Here is a 24,170-nt window from a genome sequence, read left to right on the forward strand (position 1 = left end):
TCTTGGGGGGCTTTGTCGATTTTTGGGAAGTAAACGGCTTCGCCGCCGTTGATTTCAGCCATGATCTTGGTGATCGCTGCGGTCAGCGTGGTCTTGCCGTGGTCAACGTGACCGATAGTGCCGATGTTGCAGTGCGGTTTCGTCCGCTCAAATTTAGCCTTTGCCATTGTTCAAACCTTCTTCTGGATTAGGTGTCTTTTGATCAGTTGGGACGACGCCTGCTGAATCAGGCGCCGCCCTTAGTCCGTTCTTGCCTATCAGGCAAGCTTCTCTTTGACTTCGGCTGCGACGTTTGCCGGAACCTCGTCATAATGCGAGAAGTGCATTGAGTAGTTGGCACGTCCCTGCGTGAACGAGCGGAGCTGGTTCACATAGCCGAACATGTTGGCCAGCGGCACCATGGCTTCGACAACCTGCGCATTACCGCGGGTATCGGTGCCTTGAATCATGCCACGACGCGAGTTCATGTCGCCGATGACGTCACCCAGATATTCTTCCGGGGTCACGACTTCGACCTTCATGATCGGTTCGAGAAGCTTGATGCCTGCCTTCTGCGCGGCTTCGCGCATACCGGCACGACCTGCGATTTCGAACGCCAGTGCCGACGAGTCGACATCGTGATAGGCGCCGTCATACAGTTCGATGTCAAAGTCGATGATCGGGAAGCCGATGAGCGATCCGCTTTCGGCGGTTTCGCGCATGCCCTTTTCAACCGAGGGGATATATTCCTTCGGAATGTTACCACCCTTGACCGCATCGGTGAATGTGATGCCTGCACCACGTTCGCCCGGGGTTACCTTGAACTTGATGCGACCGAACTGGCCCGAACCACCCGACTGTTTCTTGTGGGTGTAATCAATGTCGACAGCGCGAGCGAGATATTCGCGGTAAGCCACCTGCGGCGCGCCGACATTGGCCTCAACCTTGAATTCGCGACGCATACGATCAACGATGATGTCGAGGTGAAGCTCGCCCATGCCCTTGATGATCGTCTGGCCCGATTCATGGTCGGTCGAAACGCGGAACGATGGATCTTCAGCCGACAGGCGGTTGAGCGCGATGCCCATCTTTTCCTGGTCAGCCTTGGTCTTGGGTTCAACCGACAATTCGATAACCGGCTCGGGGAATTCCATGCGTTCGAGCACGATCGGATCGCGTTCCGCGCACAGCGTATCACCCGTGGTGGTTTCCTTCATGCCAGCGAGCGCGATGATGTCGCCAGCAAAGGCTTCGTCGATGTCCTTACGCTCGTTCGCATGCATTTCGAGCATACGACCAACCTTTTCCTTCTTGTCCTTGACCGAGTTCAGGTAGGTGCCCTTGGTGAGCGTACCCGAATAGATGCGGATGAAGGTCAGTGAGCCGACGAACGGGTCGTTCATCACCTTGAATGCCAGAGCCGAGAAGGACGCATCGTCGGAAGCTTTGCGGCTATCCTTTTCATCGCTGTCCATCTTCACACCCTGCACGTCAGGAATATCGAGCGGCGAAGGCAGATAATCGACAACGGCGTCGAGCAGAGGCTGCACGCCCTTGTTCTTGAACGCCGAACCACACAGCACGGGGACGAACGACTGGTTCAGCGTACCCTTGCGGATCAGCGCCTTCAGCGTCGCTACATCGGGTTCATTGCCGTCCAGATAGGCTTCCATCGCGGCATCGTCCTGCTCAACCGCAAGTTCGATCAGCTTTTCGCGATATTCAGCAGCCTTGTCAGCCATGTCGGCGGGAACTTCGACATATTCGAATTCTGCTCCAAGGCTTTCATCTTTCCAGATGATGCCGCGGTTTTCGACCAGATCGACCAGACCCTTGAAATCGCTTTCTGCGCCGATCGGAAGATACAACACAGCCGGGGTCGCGCCCAGACGGTCGATGATTGTCTGCACGCAATAATAGAAATTCGCACCGGTACGGTCGAGCTTGTTGATGAAGCACATCCGGGGAACGCCATATTTGTCGGCCTGGCGCCATACGGTTTCGGACTGCGGTTCAACACCGGCAACGCCGTCAAACGCGGCAACCGCACCGTCGAGCACGCGCAATGAGCGTTCAACTTCAATGGTGAAGTCAACGTGGCCGGGGGTGTCGATGATGTTCAGGCGGTGATCGTTCCAGAAGCAGGTGGTTGCTGCCGAAGTGATCGTGATGCCACGCTCCTGCTCCTGCTCCATCCAGTCCATGGTCGCGGCGCCGTCATGGACTTCGCCGATCTTGTAGGACTTGCCGGTGTAGTACAGGATACGTTCGGTAGTCGTGGTCTTACCAGCATCGATGTGCGCCATGATGCCAAAATTGCGATATTTTTCCAACGGATGGCTGCGTGCCATGGTCTTCACTCCAGTGAGAGGGCCCCTATGGCCCTATAGTTGCGGGGGCCGGTCAGAAACCGGCCCCCTAATGTGCGTTTGTGACGCTATCGTGGACCGACTAGGCCAATTACCAGCGATAGTGTGCGAAGGCACGGTTGGCTTCTGCCATACGGTGCGTGTCTTCGCGTTTCTTGACGGCATTGCCACGGTTGTTGGCAGCATCCAGAAGCTCACCCGAAAGACGGGCAGCCATGGTGGTTTCGCTGCGGTTGCGTGCAGCCGAGATCAGCCAACGGATGGCGAGGGCCTGCGCACGCTCGGGGCGAACTTCGCAGGGATCCTGATAGGTCGCACCACCGACGCGGCGGCTGCGGACTTCGATGCCGGGCTTCACATTGTTCAGCGCATCGTGGAAGGTCTGCACCGGATCTTTCTTCGCCTTGGCTTCGACGGTTTCGAGCGCGCCATAGACGATGCGTTCGGCGACGGACTTCTTACCATCGAGCATCAGGTTGTTCATGAATTTCGAAAGCACCAGATCCCCGAACTTCGGATCGGGAAGGATGACGCGCTTTTCGGGACGACGACGACGTGACATTTTCTATTCTCCCGATCTTACTTAGGACGCTTCGCGCCGTATTTCGAACGCGACTGCTTGCGGTCCTTGACGCCCTGTGTGTCGAGCACGCCGCGCAGGACGTGGTAACGGACACCGGGAAGGTCGCGAACACGGCCACCGCGGATAAGCACAACGCTGTGCTCCTGCAGGTTGTGGCCTTCGCCCGGGATGTAGGAAATGACTTCGCGCTGGTTGGTCAGACGGATCTTGGCAACCTTACGAAGAGCCGAGTTCGGCTTTTTCGGAGTCGTGGTATAAACACGGGTGCAGACACCACGCTTTTGCGGGTTCTGATCCATTGCAGGAACCTTTGACTTGGCCTTCTGCGGAACGCGGCCCTTGCGGACCAGCTGGTTAATAGTCGGCATATCTTCACCTTGAAAATAAGTTGGTTACTTTGCACGACAAGACGTTGTGGCGGCGGAGGCTCCAGCCTTTGTTCCGCCCGGCCTGTCGAACAATGTTCAGCCTATGTGGGTTTTCCTGTGGGCGCGGAGAATCACTCCTCGCGCTTTCGGGAAGGCGGGCCATTAGCGGCAATGTCTCGGGTGGTCAAGCAGGAAGGAACGCGCAGTCCGAGCTACAATTCAAGCGATATTCTGCCCAATAAACTCCGCCATCCGCGCCTGCGCCGCCCGGCTTTCGCGCAGGAAGAAGATTGGCCAGTCGTGCATCATCCCGACTTCCTCGACATAGTCGATTGAGGGCAGCTTGGCTTTCAACGCCCGTGCATCGGGAACCAAAATGTCATCGCCGCCTCCAAACATCAGCATCGGCGGTAGACCATCCCAATTGCCAAACAATGGGCTGACTTTGGGATCGCTGAACGACAGGTCGCGGGTATAGAGTTTCGCGGCGGCGTGGGTGCCACCGATGGTCAGAACGCAGTCGCGCGGCTCGATCGCTGGCTGGTCGGGATGCGATACCGATATATCCAGCCATGGGCAGATCAGTATCAAGCCCTTGGGCAGGAACCGCCCTTCATCGCGCGCCGCTGGCACCACCGCCGCGCACAGCCCGCCGCCAGCCGAATCCCCCCCCATCACAAAAGGCCCTGCCCTGTCAGGCGTGAATTCGCGGTAGAATTTCATTGCCCAGTCGACCGCCTCTTCAGCCGAAGCCTCAGGCGCAAGCGGATAGAGTGGCGCTGTGGTTACGATGCCGTGCTTTTCCGCCATATGGGCAAGAAACTGCCAGTGGATATCGACCGCAGGATAGACATAGCCACCGCCATGCCAGTAGAGCAGATGGCCCGCGACGGGGCGATCCTTGGGAGCAAAGCGGAAGATCTTTCTGCCTTCAAAACTGCTTTCGCGGATGTCGACGCGTTTGCGCAACTTCGCGCTGGGGAATTGCTGCTCAGCCCGGCTCTGTTCGATATGCTTCAGGAAATCGGGGCCATCCGAATAGCGTTTGCGCAAAGATCCGGTCATCCGGAAAAGCGAGGCGATAAGGCGCGCGGTCAGGCTTGGCATCAATACTCTCCCTGTTGGACGGAGGGCAAAGTGCCGAAATCCGGACGAAAGGCAAGCCGCAACAGATTGCCGTTACGGCATACCCGAATGCTAGCCGACCAGCGGCTTGCTCCACTGCTTGTGGCGACTATTGCCTACGAAACCCAGATTTTCGACGCCCGCTTCCTTCACCATCGCGATCAACTGGTTGAAACGTTCGTAGCGCGCATATCCATCGGTTTCGATGCGTAAGGCGTCACCTGCAATGGCAAGGGCGCGGAGCCGAACCTTTAAAGTCTCATCGTTAACAATCGCACCGTTCCAATTCGCGACACCGTCGGAGGTAACAACCAGATTCTGGATGATCGGCGGCGTCTTGTCGATGGCTGGCCCCTCTTGCGGCAGATCGACACTGGTCTGGTGCATAGCCGCCGGAACGGCCAATATCAGCATCACGAGCAGCACAAGCATCACATCGATCAAGGGTGTGATATTCATTTGCGAAAATGGCGTGTCGCTCGGCTGATAGCGGACACGGTGGCGGAAATAGATGACTTCTCCCATATCGTCTCTCCTCTCAAATGACGATGACGTTATGTTATATCATTTTTTCATTTTGTCACGCGAATTGATGCCAGCTCGCACCGCCTTTGCAGCAACGGATTCAGGTGTTACATCGACCCCATGTCGGGGGAATTGGACGCAGCCGGAACGGCTATTGAGGGCGCTTTGGTGGGCGCCGCTGTGGAGCCATCGCATGGCGATGCAGGCAACAACCAAACAGGCGCTTGCCTGAATTGCGGTACGTCGCTCAACGGGCCTTACTGCGCTGCGTGCGGGCAAAAGGCGCATGTTCACCGGACGCTGTCGGCAATCTGGCACGACATCCTGCATTCGGTACTGCATTTCGATGGCAAGATGTGGCGGACGCTGCCAATGTTGCTGTTGAAGCCGGGTGAGCTGACCCGCCGCTATGTCCACGGGGAGCGCGCCAAGTTCGTATCGCCGATGGCGCTATTCCTGTTTTCGATCTTCCTGATGTTCGCCGTGTTCAGCTTTACGGGCGGGCCTTTTCAATCGGGGATGCCTTCGAATGAAGGGCCGTTTCAGGTCAATCTGGAAAGCGAAGCCGAAAAACTCGATGCCGAAATCGCGAAAACGCAGGCGCAGATCAAAAATCCCGAAACTCCGGAAGCCGTCAAGCTGGGGCTGCGAGCAAAGCTCAATGAGCTGAAATCTGATCGCAACGGCGTAGCCTTCATCCAGACCGGCAAACCCATTTATGCCGACGCCAATATCCGTAACAGTACAACGCAGGGCGCCAAGGTTTCGGTCCTCGAAGGTGAAAGCACCGGCGTTCTTTGGCTCGACAGGATCATCCGAAAGGGCGGGGAGAAAATGGTGTCGAACCCCAGTCTTGCCTTCTACAAATTGCAGTCGAACGGCTACAAATTTGCGTGGTTACTGATCCCGCTATCCCTGCCCTTTGTCTGGCTGGCAACGCTTGGCGTGCGAGGGCATCATTTTTATGATCACGCGGTTTTCACCACTTATTCGATATCCTTCATGTGTCTGCTTTTCCTTGTTCTTGCGGTGCTCGCCAAGCTGGGCGTGCCGGACAATTTCCTTGGCATGGCATTCGTCTTGATCCCACCTGTGCATCTCTACAGGCAGCTACGCCATGCCTATTCGCTGTCGCGGCCCAGCGCGCTAATCCGTTTAATGATCCTGTCATTCTTCATCTGGATGGTGCTGATATTGTTCGCCATGATTCTGCTCTTCCTTGGAATGTTGGGATAACACATGACTGCCTCGATTGACCGCCGCCTCCTCCTGAAAACTGGTGTTTACGGGTTGGGAGCGCTCGGGTTGCCAGGTGGCGCGATGGCAGCAATGCAGGCGGCACTCACCAAAGGCTTCAGCCACGGTGTCGCGAGCGGGGAGCCCTCGCAGAACTCCGTGCTGCTCTGGACGCGTTTTGTGTCTGACCTTTCCGAAACCAAATTGAAGGCAGAGATCAGCGAATCCGCGTCCTTTCGAAAGGTCATAACGGCGGCCGAAACTATAGCCTCGCCCGGCCGGGACTATACAGCCAAAGCCATTCTGCGCGGCCTCAAGCCAGGGCGCACTTATTATTACCGCTTCGTCGCACCTGATGGAAGCATGTCCCCAATCGGGCGAACACGAACGCTGCCGACAGGAGGTATCAAACATTACCGCATGGCGGTCTTTTCCTGTTCGAACATGCCCTTCGGCTGGTTCAACGCTTATGCGCATGCAGCCCAGACGGGCGATTTCGACGTAACCCTACATCTGGGCGATTACATCTACGAATATCAGCGCGGCGATTACCCGTCAGTGAAGGATGCAGTCGCCGGACGGTTAATCGAGCCGGCGAATGAGATTGTTAGCCTGGCCGATTATCGACTGCGCTATGCCAGCTATCGCGCCGACCCCGATTTGCAGGCGATCCACGCCCGCGCACCCATGCTGTGCATGTGGGATGATCATGAATTCGCCAACGACGCCTATTCCGACGGCGCACAAAATCATCAGCCGAGCGAAGGCGACTGGCAGGTACGCAAAGCTGCCGCCGAAAAGGCCTATCGCGAATGGATGCCTGTTCGCGATATCGACAATGGCGAACGCTGGGCGAGCTATCGTATCGGAGAGCTTGCGGAAATCTTCATGACCGAAAGTCGGATCGGTGCCCGTTCCAAACCCGCCGAGCTGCAAATTCCCAAGGGCGCTGACGAAGCTGCAACCTTGGCCGCCCTCAAGGCCTTCACACAAGGTGACTGGCAGTCGGCTGACCGGACGATGCTCGGCAGTAAACAGGAAAACTGGCTGACCGAACGCTTCCAGAACAGCAAGGCGAAATGGAATATCTGGGCACAACAGACGATCATGGGTACGATCCTACAGCCGGATGAAACGGTGAACTGGCTGGCACCTGACGCACCGGATTTTGCCAAGGCGCGCGTGCGGCGTGGGGCAATGGCCGCCAAGGCTGGTATCCCCGCCAATCTCGACGCATGGGATGGCTATCCGAAAGCACGCGCCCGCGCACTGGCCTCTGCGCAAAATTCAACGGCCGATCTTATTGTCCTGACCGGAGACAGCCACAATGCTTGGGCATTTGACCTGCAGAATGATGGGAAAGCAGCGGGTGTCGAATTCGCAGGGCAGAGCGTCAGTTCACCCGGCTTCGAAACCTATTTCACCGGAGCGACGCCAGCGACCGTGGCCACAGGCGTAATCGCCAGCAACAATGGCCTCAAATGGATGGACAGCAGCCGACGCGGTTACATGATTATCGAGCTAACACCTGAACGCGCAACGAGCGAATGGCGCTTCGTAGAAACCGTCAAAGAACGCAACCCACGCCTAGCTGGACTACACCGGATGACGGCCAAGCACGGCAAACGAAAGCTAGGCTAAGCCTGACTAGGTCGCCTTTACCCGCGCCCACGGCCCCGTAATTGCCAGCGTCATCGTCGGCCACATCAGGTTGACGAAGAAGGTCGATCCGTCGGGCGAGAAACAGGCGCCTGCAAATTCGGTCTGCACCCGGCTCTTTGCAAAGGTGTAGGCCTTACCGGCAGGCGTGATACCGCGCAGATGATTGTCGACAATGTCGGTATATTGGTCTTCGCAGACCATCAGGTGCCCGGTCGGCATCACGCAAAGATTGTCACCATAATTATAGGCAGCGGCATCAGTGGATTCGTAAAACAAGTCGAGGCTGTCTGAAGTGTCGCCTACGCCGGGACGCAGGCGGAAAATCTGGCCATGCTTGATCGCGCCGCCATCGGTGCAAGCAAAATACAGCTCATCCTTGCCCCACCAGATACCTTCGCCGCGCGCGAACAGGGTCGCGCCCTTTGCTGCTCCGCGCTTGCGTAGATCGTCTTCGGGTGCTTCCGGATTGTCGAGCGGAATCCAGCGTGGGGTATAGGTCTTGCCGCGCACCATAGCGGCCTCGCTCCAGTTGCGGCTGTCGGCGATGCCATCAATGGCCAGAGCCTCCAGCCGCCCGCCCTTGGCGAGTTCTCCCTTGGCATTAGGCAGGAAGCGATAGAACAAGCTGTCCTCGCGGTCTTCGGTCAGATATGCAATGCCTGTGCGCGGGTCGACGCAGGCGGCTTCATGGTTGAAGCGGCCCATCGCCTTCAATGGCACCGGCGCGACCAACCCCATATGGTTTGATGGGACTTCGAAGATATAGCCATGATCCTTACCCACCGTATCGCCGGCACGTGTCACATTTTCCTCGCAGGTCAGCCAGCTGCCCCAAGGCGTGATGCCGCCCGCACAATTGCGCACCGTGCCCGATAGGCTGAGCCATTGCTTTTCCACGCGCTGTGATTTCAGGTCATAGATCAGGGTTGTGGTACCGCCCGGAAGCGGCATGCCGTCCTTGCCGCGATCATAGGCCGCGAAGTCCTCTGCCACCTTACCGGTGAACGGCCCGAAGCGGCCATCGCGGATATTGAGTTCATGGTTGCGAACCAGCGCAACCTTGCCTTTCCCAGCCGCAAACGCGCCCATGCCATCGCCTGCGCTCGGCACAAGGTGGCCGTCGTCCATGATGTTCCCGAAGCGCGAAATCACGCGGCAAGAAAAACCCTTGGGCAGATCGATCAGATTGTTCGGATCGCGCACCAAGGCGCCATAGCCCGGTACTTCGCTACGTGCTGCAGGAGGGATTTGCGCGCAGGCCCGCTCGGCGATTCCGGCAAAGGCAAGGCTTCCCAAGCCAAAATTGAAACTGCGACGACTGATTTGCATGCAGGCCTCCTGACAACTGGCAATTTAGATGCCCGTGCAGCCGAAAGATGACAATGCTGTTTCACCTTGGTAGGGGCGCCGCATGACCGAAATCACCAAACCCGTCCGCACCCGTGTCGCCCCCTCACCCACTGGCGACCCGCATGTCGGCACAGCTTACATCGCGCTGATCAACTATTGCTTTGCCAAGAAACATGGCGGGCAGTTCCTGCTGCGTATCGAGGATACCGATCAGGTGCGATCGACGCGCGAATCCGAAGAAAAGATCCTCGATTCGCTGCGCTGGTTGGGTTTGAGCTGGGATGAAGGCCCCGATGCCGGCGGGCCGCACGGCCCCTATCGTCAATCGGAGCGCAGCGCGATCTATACCGAGCATTGCAACCGGCTGCTCAACGATGGCCATGCTTTCAAATGCTATTGCACGCCCGAAGAGCTGGCGAGCATGCGCGCGCAGCAGATGGCGGCGAAACAGCCGCCCAAATATGACGGCCGCTGTGCCAAGCTGACCCAGGCCGAATGCGCCGAACGCGATGCCAAAGGGATGAGCCATGTCGTGCGCATGATGGTTCCCAATGAAGGCGTTTGCGTGGTGCAGGATACGTTGCGCGGACCGATTGAATTTGAATATTCGGTGGTCGACATGCAGGTGCTGATGAAATCGGACGGCCTGCCGACCTATCACCTTGCCAATGTCGTTGACGATCATCTGATGGGCATCACCCATGTGATGCGTGGGGAGGAGTGGATCAGTTCGGCACCCAAGCACCTGTTACTCTACCAATATTTCGGTTGGGAACCGCCGGTACTGACGCATTTACCACTGTTGCGTAATGCCGACCGGTCAAAGCTTTCCAAGCGCAAAAACCCGACGAGCATTCTTTACTATCAGCGCGCCGGTTATTTACCTGCAGCAATGCTTAACTTCTTGGGATTATTCATTAAATCCTCCAGTGAAGAGGATGAGAAGACCAGCTTGCACGACCTGATCGAGGGCTTTGACGTAGGTCATATCTCTCTGGGTGGGCCGGTTTTTGACACCTCAAAACTCGACTGGCTCAACGGCCGCTACATGCGCGAGGAGCTGACCACAGAACAATTCCTCGGTGAAGTGCGCAAATGGGCCCTCAACGACGAATATCTGTTGCCGATCGCCGAAATGGCGCAAAGCCGGATCGTCAAGCTGGGTGATCTCGGCGCGCTCGTTGCGCCCTTCTTCATGAACCGTATCGATAGCCTGACCGCTGAGAAGCTGCGCGACGGCGTGAAGATCGACGCAGACCAGCAGCGTGCGGCCTATACTTTGGCGCTGCAGCAGTTTGACGCGATGATCGAATGGAACAAGGAAGGTGTCGATGCTGCGCTGCGCAAGACCGCAACTGCGCTCGAGATCAAACTGAAAGACATGATCCGCGCCTTTTATCTCGCGGTCCTCGGTGCGCCACAGGGCGTGCCCTTGTTCGACGCGATCACCCATCTGGGCCGAGACATCCTGCGCGAACGCCTGCGCCACGCGATGGAATTGCTAGGTCCTGCCAGCAAGAAGGAAACCGAAGCCTGGACGGCTGCGCTGGCGAAGGCAGACGCTTCAGGCGAATGAGCGACAGCATAGCCCTGCACGAGAGCTGGAAGGCACCGCTTCGGCCCGAGTTTGACGCGGACTATATGGCGCAGTTGCGGGCATTCTTGGTGGCAGAGAAAGCTGCCGGGAAACGGATTTTCCCGAAGGGCAGCGAATGGTTCCGGGCGATGGACCTTACGCCTCTCGACAAGGTCCGTGTGGTGATATTGGGGCAGGATCCCTATCATGGTCCGGGACAGGCGCATGGACTATGCTTCAGCGTGAAGCCTGGCGTTCCCCCTCCTCCCAGTCTTGTGAATATCTACAAGGAACTGCAATCAGACCTGGGCATCGAACGCCCGCGCCACGGCTTTCTTGAGCATTGGGCACAGCAAGGCGTCTTGTTGCTCAACAGTGTGCTCACCGTTGAAATGGCTAAGGCGGCCTCACACCAGGGCAAGGGCTGGGAACGCTTCACTGATGCAGTTATCCGACTGGTCAATGCCAAGGAGGAACCGGTCGTTTTCCTCCTCTGGGGCGCTTATGCGCAGAAAAAGGCGGCCTTTGTCGATACGTCGAAGCATCTTGTGCTGAAGGCGGTACACCCCTCCCCCTTGTCGGCGCATAATGGCTTCCTCGGTTGCCGACACTTCTCGAAGTGCAATGCCTTCCTTGAAAGCAAGGGTCTTCCTCCAATCGACTGGAGCTTGCCGGAGGTCTGAGGGCTACCCTTTGTACATCCCGTCGACGCGATCCTTGTAACGCTCGCGGATCATGTGACGCCGGATCTTCATACTCGGTGTCATTTCGCCATTTTCGATGGTGAAGGGCTCATCGGCAAATTCGAACTGACGGACCTTTTCGGTGACCGACAGGTCCTTGTTCACCCGGTCTACGGCTGCCCGCACTGCCGCACGGAATTGGGGATTGTCCTGAAGTTCGGCAAAATCATACTTCATTCCCTGCCCGCGCGCCCAGTCGAGCGCCCATTCGGGATCGGGAACGATCAGGCCGACAATATATGGTCGCTTGTCTCCCGAAACCATCGCCTGCAATATTTCGGGCTGCAGCGTCAGCATACCCTCCACCTTTTGCGGCGCGACATTGTCGCCCTTGTCGTTGACGATGATATCTTTCTTGCGGTCGGTAATCTTTACCCGGCCCTTCTCGTCAAGATGGCCGATATCGCCGGTGTGCAGCCAACCGTCCTTGATGACACGTGCCGTTTCGGCCTCATTGTTCCAATAGCCGAGCATCACCAACTCGCCGCGCACCAAGATTTCGCCATCGTCGGCGATCTTCACTTCAACGCCCTTGAGTGGTGCGCCGACGGTATCCATCTTGATCCCGGTCTTGGGCCGATTGCAACTCACGACAGGACCACTTTCAGTTTGGCCATAACCCTGCAAGAGCGTGATACCCAGCGACTGGAAGAACACGCCGATATCAGGATTCAGCGGCGCGCCACCCGAAACCATCGCCTTCATCCGCCCGCCAAAACGCGCCCGAATCTTTGGTTTTAATGTGCGCGAGAGGATCGCGCGCATCGGCGCATCGCGGAAGCGTTTCTTGCCGCTATAGTCTCGCTCACCAATGGACAGCGCCTTATCTAGCAAATAGCTTGGCACCTTGCCTTGCTTTTCGACCTGCTTGATCATGCGCGCGCGCAAAACCTCGAACAAGCGTGGCACCACGACCATGATCGTCGGCTGGGTTTCCTCGATATTACTGGCGAGCTTTTCCAGACCCTCGGCATAATAGATTTCAGCGCCAACGCCGATGGGCAGGAATTGTCCGCCCGAATGTTCATAGGCGTGGCTAAGCGGCAAGAAGGAAAGGAAGCGTTCGTTATCGAGGCCGAAATCTTCACGCAGCACCTGCGCCGCCCCGTCGACATTGCAGATGATCGAACCATGGTGCAGCATTACCCCACGCGGTGCACCGCCGGTGCCGCTGGTATAGATTATGCAGGCAAGTTCGCGTCGGCCAACATGCGCCATCTCCTCGGTCAGTTCGGCAACATCGGCATCGGTGCCCTGCACCAGATCCGCCCAGTCATGATGCTTTTGCTGGCCACGTTGGGTGACTTTCAACGGCTCCATGCCAATCACAAATTCGCATTCAGAAGAACGGACAACGGCGGGCATCAGATGCTGGGCTAGCTTGGCGGTCGAAACAATCACCGCGCGTGACTGGCTGTTGTCCAATATGTGCTGGTGATCGCGTTCGGTGTTGGTGATATAGGTCGGCACCGTCACGCAACCTGCCGCCATGATGCCAAGATCGGCTATACACCATTCAGGCCGGTTTTCCGAAACCAGCATCACCCGGTCACCCTTTTTCAAACCCATAGCTTTCAAGGATTTGGCCAGTCCGGCCACGCGACGCGCAGTTTCCGCCCAGCTGATTGTCCGCCACTCGTCGCCATGCTTGTACCCAAGGAAAGGTCGGTCGCCACGCAACGAAGCGCGTGACAGGAACATGCTCACCAGATTGGGAATGGATTCAAAATCGTTGAAATTGTCAGCCACCAAAACTCTCCCGGGGTGGTCCGTTTACGGACTCATTTGACTTTCAAACGCTAGCGCCGCCTTTCGGGCTAGGCAAGGTTGGTTCAACCGACACTGGCTGCAGGCGCACCGTCTTGCAACTTGCTGCCATCAATGACCGTCTGCCGCCCCTGTTTGTCGACCGAAATCACATTGCCTTCGCTGCGCGGATCTGCGGCACCCGTCCATTCACCGTCGACAAGCTGCAGTCCGTTCACCTTGGATCCCAGATCCTCTGGCTTCACTGGCTGTCCAAAATTGGCGAGATCTTGCGCCATTGCGGAAAGCCCGGTCTTTTCTTCGACCAGCAAGGTACCACCGCCGAAATAGATGTTGGGCAGAGCGATTGCTTCTTTAAGTGGCAGACCGAAATCCAGCACGCCGATCAATGTCTTGGTTACGTGCATGATTATACGTTTGCCGCCCGCAGACCCGAGCGCAAGCACTGGCTTGCCTTCCCGGTCGAACACGATGGTCGGTGCCATTGATGACAAAGGCCGCTTTCCGCCCTCGACCCGATTGGCGACCGGCGCGCCATCCTTTTCGGGCGCAAATGTGAAGTCGGTCAGTTCGTTATTCAGGAAAAAGCCGCCTGCAATTAACTGGCTGCCGAACGGTCCTTCGATGGTTGAGGTCATGTTGGCAATGCTGCCTTTGCCGTCGACGGCGGAAAAGTGGGTCGTTCCCGCGACTTCGCCCGAAATAGCCGCCGTGCGCGGCATCGCTCCAGGGGGGCTGCCCGCCGGATAGTCACTACGCGCCTTGGCCGGATCGATGAGCGCGGAACGCTCAGCCAGATAGGCTTTGTCGATCAGGCCAGCGACCGGAACCTGGACGAACGATGCGTCGCCCAGATATTTTTCGCGGTCTGCATAAGCGAGCTGCATCGCCTGCCCGATCAGATACCAGCTCGTCGGGTCATCCTTGCCCATCGCCTTCATATCGAAGCGCTCAAGCGAGCCGAGGATCTGCAGCACAGTGGTTGCGCCCGACGAAGGCGGAGCCATGCCACAGATGACATAAACTCGATAAGGTGCACAGACGGCGTTCTGCTCCACCGCCTTGTACGCGGCGAGATCAGTGAGCGTCATGTCACCGGGGGCCACCGGGCTTTTGATGACGCTGTCGATAATGCTGTTCGCGATCGCGCCAGTATAAAAAGCTTCGGGGCCCTTTTTCGCAATCAGCTTCAGGGTTTTGGCCAGTTCGGGATTGCGCAGCGTCTCACCCGCCTTGGCAGGTTTACCATCAATCCAGTAGATGGACTTAGCTGTCTCAAATTTCGGCCACAACCGTTCGATCATTGCCAGACGCGATTCGAGCGTCTGGTTCACGACATAGCCTTTATCGGCAAGCCGTATCGCAGGCTTGAATATCTCTGCCCATTTGAGCTTGCCCCATTTGCGGTGCGCCTCGGCCATCAATCGGATGTTGCCGGGAACGCCCACAGACTTGCCGCCCGGAAAAGCCTGCAAGAAAGGCAGCGGTTTGCCATTGGCATCGGTAAAGCGTTGAGGCGTAGCCGCAGCAGGTGCGGTTTCGCGGCCATTGATTGTGCTGATCGTCGCGCCTTTAGCGTCGTAATGCACAAGGAAACCGCCGCCGCCGATGCCGCTCGATTGCGGCTCGACTACAGTCAGTGCCAGCATCATCGCCATCGCAGCATCCGCCGCAGAGCCGCCTTTCGCCAGAATTTCGGCTCCCGCTGCAGTGGCCCGGGGATCAGCCGAACTCGCAATGCCCTTTGTTTGAGCGGCAAGCGGTGTGGCAAGGAACGCAACAAATGCGACGAGAAACAGGCTGATTTTTTTCATAAGCCCATTCCGTAACCCTGCTTATCCGTAAGGCAAAGCCTCAATCGACATCAACACCGATTGCCTGTGCAATATTGTCGAACCCGTCGCGCTTCAACAATGTGGCCAAACCGCTGTTGATACGCTGCGCCAGAAACGGACCTTCATAGACCAGCGCACTATATAGCTGCACGAGCGAGGCACCTGCACGTATACGCGCATAGGCATCCTCTGCCGAGGTGATACCGCCTACGCCTATCAGCGGCACCTTGCCGGCGGTCGCCTTTCGGAAGTCGATCAGGCGCTGCTGCGCCAATGCCTTTAGAGGGGCACCTGATAGCCCCCCCGCTTCACCTGCATGTCGCGATTTGAGCGGTGGGCGGGTGATGGTCGTGTTGCTTACAATCAAGGCATCAATGCCGCGTTCGCTTGCGACTGCCGAAATGTCATCGATATCCGCGGGTTCCAGATCGGGTGCGACTTTCAGGAACAGCGGGGGTCCATCAGGTGCCGCCGCACGAACGCGCAGTAACAAATCATCGAGTGCAGCCTTGTCCTGCAACGCCCGTAAGCCTGGCGTATTCGGAGAACTGATATTGACGGTCACATAGTCCGCAAGTGGCGCCAGCCGCTGCATTGCCGTCACATAATCCGCTGTCCGATCCTCGCTGTCCTTGTTGGCTCCGATATTGATACCCAGCGGCCCAAATCGCCGATCATGTCGAACAGCCGCGATGCGAACAGCGGCGGCTTCCATACCTTCATTGTTGAAACCCATGCGGTTGATGACTGCGCGATCCTCGACCAGCCGGAACAAGCGAGGCCGTGGATTGCCCGATTGTGGACGCGGCGTAACCGTTCCGATTTCGACAAAGCCAAAACCCAAACCATAGGCTTTGGCAAAAATCTCAGCATTTTTATCATAGCCGGGCGCCAGCCCTAGAGGTGACGGAAAATGCAATCCGCCGAGGGTTGAAGACAGGATTGGGTCACTCGCCGGGGAACCAGCGATGGGCATTGCGCGGAGCGTGGCCAAAGACAGGCCATGAGCCGACTCGGCATCTAAGCCGAACAATAAGGGGCGGATCAGTCGATAGGTCACCGATTCGCTATGGCAGTGGCCAATGTAAACTTGCAATCGATATAACGTCTTGTTTTGACGCACCCTCATCGAAGTTTGGCCGTAAATGTCAAACGTAACGTGATGTAATGACGATTCCGTGCAAGAAACTGTCACGCAGTTGGTGCATATGTGCCTTGCGACCCGAAGGGCTCTAAGTCGGAAGACTCGAGTTCTTGACCTATTGAGGCCTGCCCTTGCGGCAGGCCTTTTTTTTATCGCGTTTTTGCCTATCATCATGACCAAGGGAGCCTTGGTCGCGAAAATGATACACTTGCAATATGAAGCACCCGATGACGCGTTGCGCCAACTCGTCTCTTCGTTTTATCGCTTCGATTATACCGGTAATGCATTGCGCGAAGTCGAACGTGCTGACCGCGCGCAATTCCGTATCACCCTCGGCGGCGAAGGAAGATATCGCTTTTCGGATATCGAAGTGCCTGCCTTTCCGGTCACCGTCATCGGCCCGTCGACAAAATCATTCGAAGCTCTATCTGATGGCCCAATCAGCATCTTCGGCTGGGGAATGCTACCGGCAGGATGGGCTGCACTGATGGGTGCAGAAGCTGCTAACTGGATCGACAAAGCATTCGACGCGCGTCAGGTCTTCGGCGATTCTGTCATGGAGCTTCGCGATCAGTTGATTGCTCTGAGTGAACCAGTGCAACAATTCCAACTAGCCAACAAGGCTGCCGCAGAAATTTACCGCGCGGTCGATGGCGCGCCGTTCGAATTCACTGCAATCGTTGACCGCTGGCTGGTCGATGACAGTGATCCGGACGTCGATACTTTGATCGCCGAATCCGGCCTGTCACCACGTCAGCTCGAACGGATGACCAAACGCTATTACGGCATGCCACCGAAGAAACTCGCCCGCAAATACCGCGCACTAAGGGCAGCGTACAGGATAGCGCATGGCGACAGTCTGGATGACACCGAACTGGGTTTGGCATTCTATGACCAGTCGCATCTGACGCGCGAGATCAAACAGTTTACCGGTCTAACCCCCGGCCAATTACGCGCCGGAAAATCCGCGCTGACCAAAGCGACCATGGCCGGGCGCGGGGCTCTGGGGGGAAAAGTCAGCCCTCTGATTTCGGACAGCTAGATCCTTCACCCTTTTCTGGCCGGACACTGCTGTCTTGCACCTTCCTGCGTCGCAAATTCGCCCGCAGCGCCTCTGCCAATCTCGCTTCGCGCGACTTGTTATCCTGCTTTTCCATATTTTGCCGATGCCAAAGCCGAACGAAGCACGCAAGCGGCTTGACAAGCGCCGCGTCGCTAAGCATAGGGCCGCCTCTTCCGGCGCTGCTGTAGCTCAGTGGTAGAGCACTCCCTTGGTAAGGGAGAGGCCGCGAGTTCAATCCTCGCCAGCAGCACCACGGATTCCAGCCTTACTGCGGATTTCATTTAATTCGAAAATGGCGCACTCGCAATTTTTCCGGAAACATGCAGCGACCTTCTTCTAAGGCGCACACAACTCACTTGCAAATCGATCGGGATATTAGCCAGAGCTTCGGCGAGTTCCTTCTCTGCACTTTAGTTTTGCCAGCAAACTATGCTTTCGATCTCGGTTTCTGCATTGGCGCAATTCTGAGCTTCGGTGCCAGATTCAAAGTTAGTTTTACTTTTCCCCATACCATTATGTTATATTTATTAAGATCTTGTCTTGATATTGCAGTAGTGGATTCGCCGTCTGTCGCACTATTTATGCGATCGCAACGCCTATATCTCTAACAACGGCGCTTTGCGTTCCAACAGCGCAACTCTATTTACCGCCAACGTACGCTAGTGTGTCGACAGCGGTGGCACTTTTGTCTGTTGCGATATTGGGAATTCACTGTCGCCCTGCATGATAAACCGCATTGGCCCTATGCAGCTTGAGGCGGCCCCGATCGCTCTATGTCAAAACGATGTTGGCTCTCACACCAATCTCATCTGCAGCGTCTTGTAAAAGCGGCAATTGCCTTGCCTGCCACCGCCGATGATCGGATTGTGTAGCGCGCGAAGCAGAGATGGCGGCAATGACTTCGCCTTTGCTATTGCGGACGGGTACGGCAATACATTGCAGCCCCGTCACAACCTCTTCATCGTCGACGGCAAAGCCCTCGCGGGCAACCTGCTGCAATTCGGCGCCAAGCAGATCAGGATCGGTGATCGTGCGTTCAGTGAGCGCAATGAATGGCCCGGCTTCGAGATACTCTGACCGTGCATCATCCGGGAGATGCGCGAGCAACACCTTGCCAATCCCAGAGCAATAGGCCTCGAGCTGCATGCCGACCTTGGTGAAGAGATCGCCTGCACTTTGCCCCGATTTGACGAGGTAGGTCACCATGTCATTTTCGAAAATGCCAAGTTGGGTGACGCATCCCATGCGCTTTGCCAGCCTGTCGAGGATGGGACGTGCAACATTGGCCATCAACAGTTTTTCGTCGAGAAAGCCACTCAATGCTGCCAACTTTGGCCCTGCTATATGCCGCCCATAGCCTGCCGGCGACAGAAAGCCTGCGTCAACCAGTGCCGCGATGTGTCGATGCGCCGAGGGAACCGGGATCTGTGTTTCACGCGCCAGTGCAGCAACCGAAGACTTGGCGCCATCGCGAACCACAGCCTCGAGCAGCTTCAATGTCCTAAGAGGTGATTCCAAAGATGTTTCTCGCATAGTGAGAAACTAGCAAGTTACTAAACTGGAACCAAGCAGCTTTGTGCATTAGTGTTGCCATCAGCAAATGAGAGGTGAGTCTGGATGCCCGATATAGTTCACGAAACCGCCGCCCGTGCGCTGCGCAATGCCTATTCAGGCGGCGCGATTGCGCCGATGCGGCAATGGCTTGAGCCGACCGACGTCGATGGTGCCTATGCGGTGCAGGAAATCAATACGCGCTTCTGGGTCGATCAGGGCCGCCGTATAGTCGGACGCAAGGCCGGGCTCACTGCGAAGGCGGTACAGGCACAACTTGGTGTCGACCAGCCCGACTTTGGCGTGTTGTTTGACGATATGGAAATTAAAGACGGTGCCACGCTTGATCCCGCCCGCGCCTTGCAACCCAAGGCAGAGGCAGAGATCGCCTTCGTTCTCGGCAAAGACCTACCTTCCCCTGATACAACATCCGAACAGGTCGCAGAAGCTGTCGCCACCGTTCACGCCGCCATCGAAATCGTCGATAGTCGCATCGCCGACTGGAAGATCACCTTTGCTGATACTGTTGCCGACAATGGCTCTTCTGCTTTTTACGTGCTCGCAAAAGAGGGCAAACCGCTTCCTGGCCTTGATATCTGGAGTGCGGGGATGGTGATGGAAATCAACGGACAGATCGTCTCGCTGGGTGCCGGGGCTGCAGCCCTTGGCCACCCTCTCAACGCCGCCGCATGGCTCGCACAAACGCTTGCGAAACGGGGCGAACCTTTGAAGGCGGGTGATGTGCTGCTCGCTGGTGCACTCGGCCCAATGGTAACGATGACGCCCGGTGATCACATCCGCGCTGTTGTCGGAGGCATCGGCGAAGTCAGCTTCAATTACGGAAAGGCCGTATAATGGCAAAAACCAAGGTAGCCATCATCGGTTCCGGCAATATCGGCACCGATTTGATGATCAAGATCATGCGCCTGTCCGACAGCCTCGAAATGGGTGCCTTTGTCGGCATCGATCCTGAAAGCGACGGCCTGAAACGTGCTGCTCGGATGGGCGTTCCGATCACGGCAGGGGGCATTGATGGCCTGATTGCCATGCCCGAATTTGCCGATATCGAAATCGTCTTTGATGCCACTTCGGCAGGCGCGCACAAGCATCATAATGAAGTGTTGCAGACCAAGGGCAAGCGCGTTGTCGATCTGACGCCTGCGGCCATCGGCCCCTATGTGATCCCGCCGGTGAATGGCGAGGCCTGTCTTGATGCCAAGAATGTCAACATGGTGACATGTGGCGGGCAAGCGACGATCCCTATCGTCCACGCAGTCAACCGCGTCGCTAAGGTACATTATGGTGAGATTGTCGCATCGATATCTTCCAAGAGCGCAGGCCCCGGAACGCGCGCCAATATCGACGAGTTCACCGAAACCACCAGTCAGGCCATCTGCGATGTTGGCGGGGCAACGCGTGGCAAGGCGATCATCATCCTTAATCCCGCCGAACCGCCGTTGATCATGCGCGATACCGTCTATTGTCTGTGCGCAGATGGCGACCGTGCGGCGATTGCCAAATCGGTCGAGGATATGGTCGCCGAAGTGCAGACTTATGTCCCCGGCTATCGCCTGAAGCAGGCGGTGCAGTTTGAGAGCATCGGCGACAACAAGCCGCTGCGGATTCCGGAAATGGGCGGGGAGTTTACCGGCCTCAAAGTCAGCGTGTTTCTCGAAGTGGAGGGTGCCGCGCATTACCTGCCAGCTTATGCCGGCAATCTCGACATCATGACCTCGGCCGTCAGGGCGATTGCCAAGGCTCTCGATGCCGCCAAAGTCGATGCCATCGAGGTCGCGCATGGCGATGGTCTGCAAGGCTCGAGCTTCAACTATGGCTTTGGTGCCTATACCGATTGGGACTGGATCGGTGCGGTGGCCGAAGTGCTCGAGCATAGCGTGCTCACCACATTACTGCTCCCCGGCATCGGCACGGTTCACGACCTTAAACATGCCTATGAAATGGGCGTGCGTTCGGTCCGCATCGCGACGCATTGCACCGAGGCCGATGTTTCGAAACAGCACATCGAAGCTGCCCGCAATCTGGGCATGGACGTGTCCGGCTTTCTGATGATGAGCCACATGTCGGAACCCGAACCACTCGCACAACAGGCCAAGCTGATGGAAGATTATGGCGCGCATTGCGTCTATGTCACCGACAGTGGTGGTGCGATGAACATGGACGAATATGCCGCGCGTCTTCAAGCCTATGACCGCGTACTCAAGCCCGAAACCCAGCGCGGGGTGCATGCGCACCACAATCTCAGCCTCGGTGTCGCCAACTCGATCATCGCGGTGCAAAACGGTGCGATCCGCGTGGATGCCTCACTAGCAGGCATGGGTGCTGGCGCAGGCAATGCCCCACTCGAGGTGTTCATCGCCGCCGTCGACCGCATGGGCTGGAACCATGGCTGCGACCTCTACACGCTGATGGACGCAGCCGAAGATCTCGTCCGCCCGCTGCAGGACCGGCCGGTCCGCGTCGATCGTGAAACGCTGACTCTCGGCTATGCCGGGGTGTACTCGTCGTTCCTGCGTCATGCGGAAAAGGCGGCCGACGATTATGGCGTCGATACCCGCGCAATCCTGACCGAAGTCGGCAAGCGCAAGATGGTCGGAGGCCAGGAAGACATGATCGTCGATATCGCGCTCGATATGGCGAAGAGCGCCTAAATTCATTGGGGGTCGATACACCAACGTAACGACCCCCATTATCTAATTTGACCTGCCGCGAATTGTTAGCGCGTAAAATGTCCCGCGCGCGCCAGGTCTTTCGTCGATGACGATCGTCCAACCCAAACCGTATAGCGTCCCTGCGGGATCACCCACTTGTTCCGAACCTCATCCCACACGCTCAAAGGATGGTTGCTCGCCTTGGGATCGATAGCGATACTCACATCACACGACGCTCCGGGCGCCAGCTCGATCCGCTGGAAACTTACCAGACGTCGCGGTGGCTGCATTGCTCCGATGCTGTTCGCACTCTCCGGAAGCTGCAGATAGACCTGGACGACTTCTGCCCCCGAACGCTTGCCGTTATTGCTAACGCGGGCGGAGACGATCCAGCGGCCATTGGCTTCGTCGAACGTCAGCTGCGGCTTACCAACTGCAAAGCTGGTGTAGGACAACCCATGGCCAAAGGGGAAGGCCACACACGGATTACGACCAGCTTTTTCGGCGCAATTTCCGCTTACATTCGAATCGTACCAGCGATACCCGATAGCCAGGCGCTCGCTGTAGGAACGGTCTGTTGCTTGCCATCGGCGGATATCGAACCGGGGAATTGCTCGGTCTTGATGGAATCGAGAAATGCTTTGCCGGCTACGGGAAAAGTCACCGGCAATTTTCCTGAGGGGTTGGTTTTTCCAAACAGCACATCGGCGATGATGTTGCCATCTTCCTGGCCCGGGAACCAGCTTTCCAAAATGGCCGGACCTTTCTTCCCTAAAAGGGATGCGGGCAGTAAAACGCCTGCATTGTCCTTCAACACCAGTACCGATTTGGCCGCCATCGGCCTGCCGCTGGTCGAACGTGCGTCGAGCAGCGTGTCGATCATCGCTGTTGTACGGCTATTTTTGACGGCGTTTTTGCCTTCACTGGTGGCAATATTGTTCGATCGCAAGCAGCGCATCATCCCAACTGGCCAACTCACCTAGGCGATTGTCGGCAATGCGATAGGCACGCACCTTGGCATCGCTCCAATCGCTTGCAACGATGCAAGGAACCTCTTCAATCCCCAGCCGCTTCGCTGCTTCGATGCGACCAGCGCCAACGATGATAAGCCCGCTGTCATCGACGAGTGCTGGAATGGCAAAGCCAAATTCACTGATGGACGCCATCAGCTTTACGATCTGCTTTTCAGGATGCTTGCGCGGGTTATTTACGTAAGCATGGAGCGAACCAACAGAGCGATAGACGATGTCGCCCAACTGCCGCGTGACAGGTGCATTGCGCAGCGCCGAAACGCTCAAACCAGATCTATGACGTTCCATTTGTATTTCCTTTGCCTTGCAAGCGAAGGAAACGGGGAGCAGATGCAACGGCGCGCAAGCCAGACAACTGACCCCGCTGCGCGTTCGCGTAGCGGATTCAAGTTGTCCCTTCTGCTGCGCCTTACGAGCTATCGCTGTCGGCAATCTGCCTTGGGAACGCGCTTGTTATAAACGGTCATCGCAATGATGTGAAGTAGGCAAGACGGAACGCTATGGAGTTGACCCGTCCGAGCCATTTCCAGCTGACGCCAACATCGCCTGTTTTAATTTGCCTGCAACTGCAAAATCATTCCCTGCTCAAGGCCAAAAATTCCCTGCATGGTTCTTAGGGAATTTGTCAGCCTGAAACGCGGAATTGCGCCGGTTTTCGACTACCCAACCATCTTAATGACCCAGAGCTGCGGTGAGTTCTGATCGGCATTGCAGCTAGAGCGGCGCCTTCGATTCATTCGACCTCCAACGATCAATCTTGCGCAAGAACCGGACCGACTACTGAAATGCGTTCGGCATATCGGCTGTTTGGGAAGTAATCCCACACAGCGTGGTGCTGGGTCGCGACATTGTCCCAAATCACCAGCGTCCGCTCCTCCCAGCGCACGCGGCATTGGGCGGTGAGAGTCGATTCAATATGCTGGAACAACAATTCCATCATATGTCGGTTCTCCACATGCGACAGACCATTGATGCGCGTGGTAAAGCCACGATTGACCCACAACAGCTTTTTGCCTGTCAGCGGATGACGGATGACTACCGGATGGATCGTGCGGTTAAAGTGCTGGCCTGGCTCCGGCTCGATCCCGTATATCTGGCGATAGGGAAAGGCACCATCGTGTACCGCCGTCAGTCCCTCGGCTAACGCCTTTATCGGTTTTGAAAGTCGCTCATAGCACTCGACCATGCTGGAATAGACCGTGTCGCCACCCCCGCCCGCGGGCGCTTGGTGCATGTAGAGCAGGCTCGCCGCGATGGGATCGGCATCACAACTGACATCGGTGTGCCAGCCTTCGCCGGCCGTCATTTTAGATTCCCCTGTCGTACGTACGGGATAAACCTCTTCGTCGTTACCGCCGCGCGCCTTGTTGAGCGCATGACGATGCAACTTTCCGGTGCCAAACAACCGTGCAACCGCCTTGTGCGCATCGCGGTCAAGTTGCTGGTCACGGATAACCAGAACCATCCGCTCGGCCAGACGTTCGCGCAATTGATCGATCAGCGTCGCATTAAGATTGTTGAGGTTGACCCCCGTCACTTCGCTACCGATAACCGGGCCAAGCTTCTGTTCAGTCCAGGTCATTCGCGTCTCTTC

The 24,170-nt window shown here is 56.9% G+C and carries 22 protein-coding genes and 1 tRNA gene; 8 read left to right on the forward strand and 15 right to left on the reverse strand.

The window, feature by feature from the left end; all coding sequences use genetic code 11:
* From Q0239_RS00530 to Q0239_RS00555, 6 genes are all read right to left on the reverse strand, one after another.
* Window positions 1–167 (reverse strand): GTP-binding protein (locus Q0239_RS00530; RefSeq protein ID WP_298596819.1); only part of this gene is annotated, 167 nt, incomplete at its 3' end.
* 90 nt (window positions 168–257) lie between these two features.
* Window positions 258–2,330 (reverse strand): elongation factor G, encoded by a 2,073-nt coding sequence (gene fusA, locus Q0239_RS00535; RefSeq protein ID WP_298596734.1) that lies wholly within the window; start codon window positions 2,328–2,330, stop codon window positions 258–260.
* Between the two features lie 109 nt (window positions 2,331–2,439).
* Window positions 2,440–2,910: a 30S ribosomal protein S7 gene (gene rpsG, locus Q0239_RS00540; protein WP_298596737.1), complete on the reverse strand. Its 471-nt coding sequence runs from the start codon at window positions 2,908–2,910 to the stop codon at window positions 2,440–2,442.
* Window positions 2,911–2,927: 17 nt separating this feature from the next.
* A complete protein-coding gene (gene rpsL / locus Q0239_RS00545) occupies window positions 2,928–3,299 on the reverse strand; it encodes a 30S ribosomal protein S12 (protein ID WP_298596740.1) in 372 nt (123 codons plus the stop codon).
* Between the two features lie 219 nt (window positions 3,300–3,518).
* Window positions 3,519–4,406, reverse strand: coding sequence for an alpha/beta hydrolase (locus Q0239_RS00550; protein WP_298596743.1), 888 nt, complete (start codon window positions 4,404–4,406; stop codon window positions 3,519–3,521).
* 90 nt (window positions 4,407–4,496) lie between these two features.
* Entirely contained in the window at window positions 4,497–4,949 is a 453-nt protein-coding gene (locus Q0239_RS00555; protein WP_298596746.1) for a biopolymer transporter ExbD, read from the reverse strand.
* 120 nt (window positions 4,950–5,069) lie between these two features.
* Between Q0239_RS00555 and Q0239_RS00560 the strand changes: the two genes are divergently transcribed.
* A complete protein-coding gene (locus tag Q0239_RS00560; RefSeq protein ID WP_298596749.1) occupies window positions 5,070–6,185 on the forward strand; it encodes a DUF3667 domain-containing protein in 1,116 nt (371 codons plus the stop codon).
* A gap of 3 nt (window positions 6,186–6,188) precedes the next feature.
* Window positions 6,189–7,826, forward strand: a complete 1,638-nt coding sequence (locus tag Q0239_RS00565) for an alkaline phosphatase (RefSeq protein WP_298596752.1) — start codon at window positions 6,189–6,191, stop codon at window positions 7,824–7,826.
* A 6-nt stretch (window positions 7,827–7,832) separates the two neighbouring features.
* On the opposite strand, the gene Q0239_RS00570 is transcribed toward Q0239_RS00565, so the two are convergent.
* Window positions 7,833–9,176, reverse strand: coding sequence for an alkaline phosphatase PhoX (locus Q0239_RS00570; protein ID WP_298596755.1), 1,344 nt, complete (start codon window positions 9,174–9,176; stop codon window positions 7,833–7,835).
* A gap of 82 nt (window positions 9,177–9,258) precedes the next feature.
* Here Q0239_RS00570 and gltX point away from each other — a divergent pair, with 82 nt between their 5' ends.
* Both gltX and ung read left to right on the forward strand, forming a co-directional pair.
* Window positions 9,259–10,773, forward strand: coding sequence for a glutamate--tRNA ligase (gene gltX, locus Q0239_RS00575; RefSeq protein ID WP_298596758.1), 1,515 nt, complete (start codon window positions 9,259–9,261; stop codon window positions 10,771–10,773).
* Window positions 10,770–11,456 (forward strand): uracil-DNA glycosylase, encoded by a 687-nt coding sequence (gene ung / locus Q0239_RS00580; protein WP_298596761.1) that lies wholly within the window; start codon window positions 10,770–10,772, stop codon window positions 11,454–11,456. Before gltX ends, ung begins: the two co-directional genes overlap by 4 nt.
* 3 nt (window positions 11,457–11,459) lie before the next feature.
* Here the strand turns inward: ung and Q0239_RS00585 are convergent, their stop codons facing one another.
* From Q0239_RS00585 to Q0239_RS00595, 3 genes are all read right to left on the reverse strand, one after another.
* Window positions 11,460–13,217, reverse strand: a complete 1,758-nt coding sequence (locus Q0239_RS00585; protein WP_298596822.1) for a long-chain fatty acid--CoA ligase — start codon at window positions 13,215–13,217, stop codon at window positions 11,460–11,462.
* 131 nt (window positions 13,218–13,348) lie between these two features.
* Complete coding sequence (gene ggt / locus Q0239_RS00590) at window positions 13,349–15,097, reverse strand: gamma-glutamyltransferase (RefSeq protein WP_298596764.1); 1,749 nt, start codon at window positions 15,095–15,097, stop codon at window positions 13,349–13,351.
* 40 nt (window positions 15,098–15,137) lie between these two features.
* On the reverse strand, window positions 15,138–16,178 hold the full coding sequence (locus tag Q0239_RS00595) for a quinone-dependent dihydroorotate dehydrogenase (protein ID WP_298596767.1): 1,041 nt from the start codon (window positions 16,176–16,178) through the stop codon (window positions 15,138–15,140).
* Window positions 16,179–16,434: 256 nt separating this feature from the next.
* On the opposite strand from Q0239_RS00595, the gene Q0239_RS00600 reads away from it, so the two are divergent.
* Both Q0239_RS00600 and Q0239_RS00605 read left to right on the forward strand, forming a co-directional pair.
* Window positions 16,435–17,304: a helix-turn-helix domain-containing protein gene (locus Q0239_RS00600; RefSeq protein WP_298596770.1), complete on the forward strand. Its 870-nt coding sequence runs from the start codon at window positions 16,435–16,437 to the stop codon at window positions 17,302–17,304.
* Window positions 17,305–17,503: 199 nt separating this feature from the next.
* A tRNA-Thr gene (locus tag Q0239_RS00605) sits at window positions 17,504–17,578 on the forward strand.
* Between the two features lie 518 nt (window positions 17,579–18,096).
* Here the strand turns inward: Q0239_RS00605 and Q0239_RS00610 are convergent.
* Window positions 18,097–18,843 carry an IclR family transcriptional regulator gene (locus Q0239_RS00610; RefSeq protein ID WP_298596773.1) on the reverse strand — a complete coding sequence of 249 codons (747 nt, stop codon included), beginning with the start codon at window positions 18,841–18,843 and terminating at the stop codon, window positions 18,097–18,099.
* A 99-nt stretch (window positions 18,844–18,942) separates the two neighbouring features.
* On the opposite strand from Q0239_RS00610, the gene Q0239_RS00615 reads away from it, so the two are divergent.
* Window positions 18,943–19,731 (forward strand): fumarylacetoacetate hydrolase family protein, encoded by a 789-nt coding sequence (locus tag Q0239_RS00615; RefSeq protein WP_298596776.1) that lies wholly within the window; start codon window positions 18,943–18,945, stop codon window positions 19,729–19,731.
* On the forward strand, window positions 19,728–21,545 hold the full coding sequence (gene dmpG / locus Q0239_RS00620; protein ID WP_298596825.1) for a 4-hydroxy-2-oxovalerate aldolase: 1,818 nt from the start codon (window positions 19,728–19,730) through the stop codon (window positions 21,543–21,545). Before Q0239_RS00615 ends, dmpG begins: the two co-directional genes overlap by 4 nt.
* Window positions 21,546–21,610: 65 nt before the next feature.
* Here the strand turns inward: dmpG and Q0239_RS00625 are convergent, their stop codons facing one another.
* From Q0239_RS00625 to Q0239_RS00640, 4 genes are all read right to left on the reverse strand, one after another.
* The gene (locus Q0239_RS00625; RefSeq protein ID WP_298596779.1) at window positions 21,611–22,024 is read right to left on the reverse strand and encodes a fibronectin type III-like domain-contianing protein; all 414 of its coding nucleotides are present in this window, start codon (window positions 22,022–22,024) and stop codon (window positions 21,611–21,613) included.
* A 38-nt stretch (window positions 22,025–22,062) separates the two neighbouring features.
* The gene (locus Q0239_RS00630; protein ID WP_298596782.1) at window positions 22,063–22,428 is read right to left on the reverse strand and encodes a glycoside hydrolase family 3 C-terminal domain-containing protein; all 366 of its coding nucleotides are present in this window, start codon (window positions 22,426–22,428) and stop codon (window positions 22,063–22,065) included.
* A gap of 37 nt (window positions 22,429–22,465) precedes the next feature.
* Entirely contained in the window at window positions 22,466–22,864 is a 399-nt protein-coding gene (locus Q0239_RS00635) for a ParB/Srx family N-terminal domain-containing protein (RefSeq protein WP_298596785.1), read from the reverse strand.
* A 463-nt stretch (window positions 22,865–23,327) separates the two neighbouring features.
* Window positions 23,328–24,158, reverse strand: coding sequence for a TauD/TfdA family dioxygenase (locus Q0239_RS00640; RefSeq protein WP_298596788.1), 831 nt, complete (start codon window positions 24,156–24,158; stop codon window positions 23,328–23,330).
* Window positions 24,159–24,170: the final 12 nt, after the last annotated feature.

Source organism: uncultured Sphingorhabdus sp. (assembly GCF_937872355.1).
GTDB lineage: Bacteria > Pseudomonadota > Alphaproteobacteria > Sphingomonadales > Sphingomonadaceae > Sphingorhabdus_B.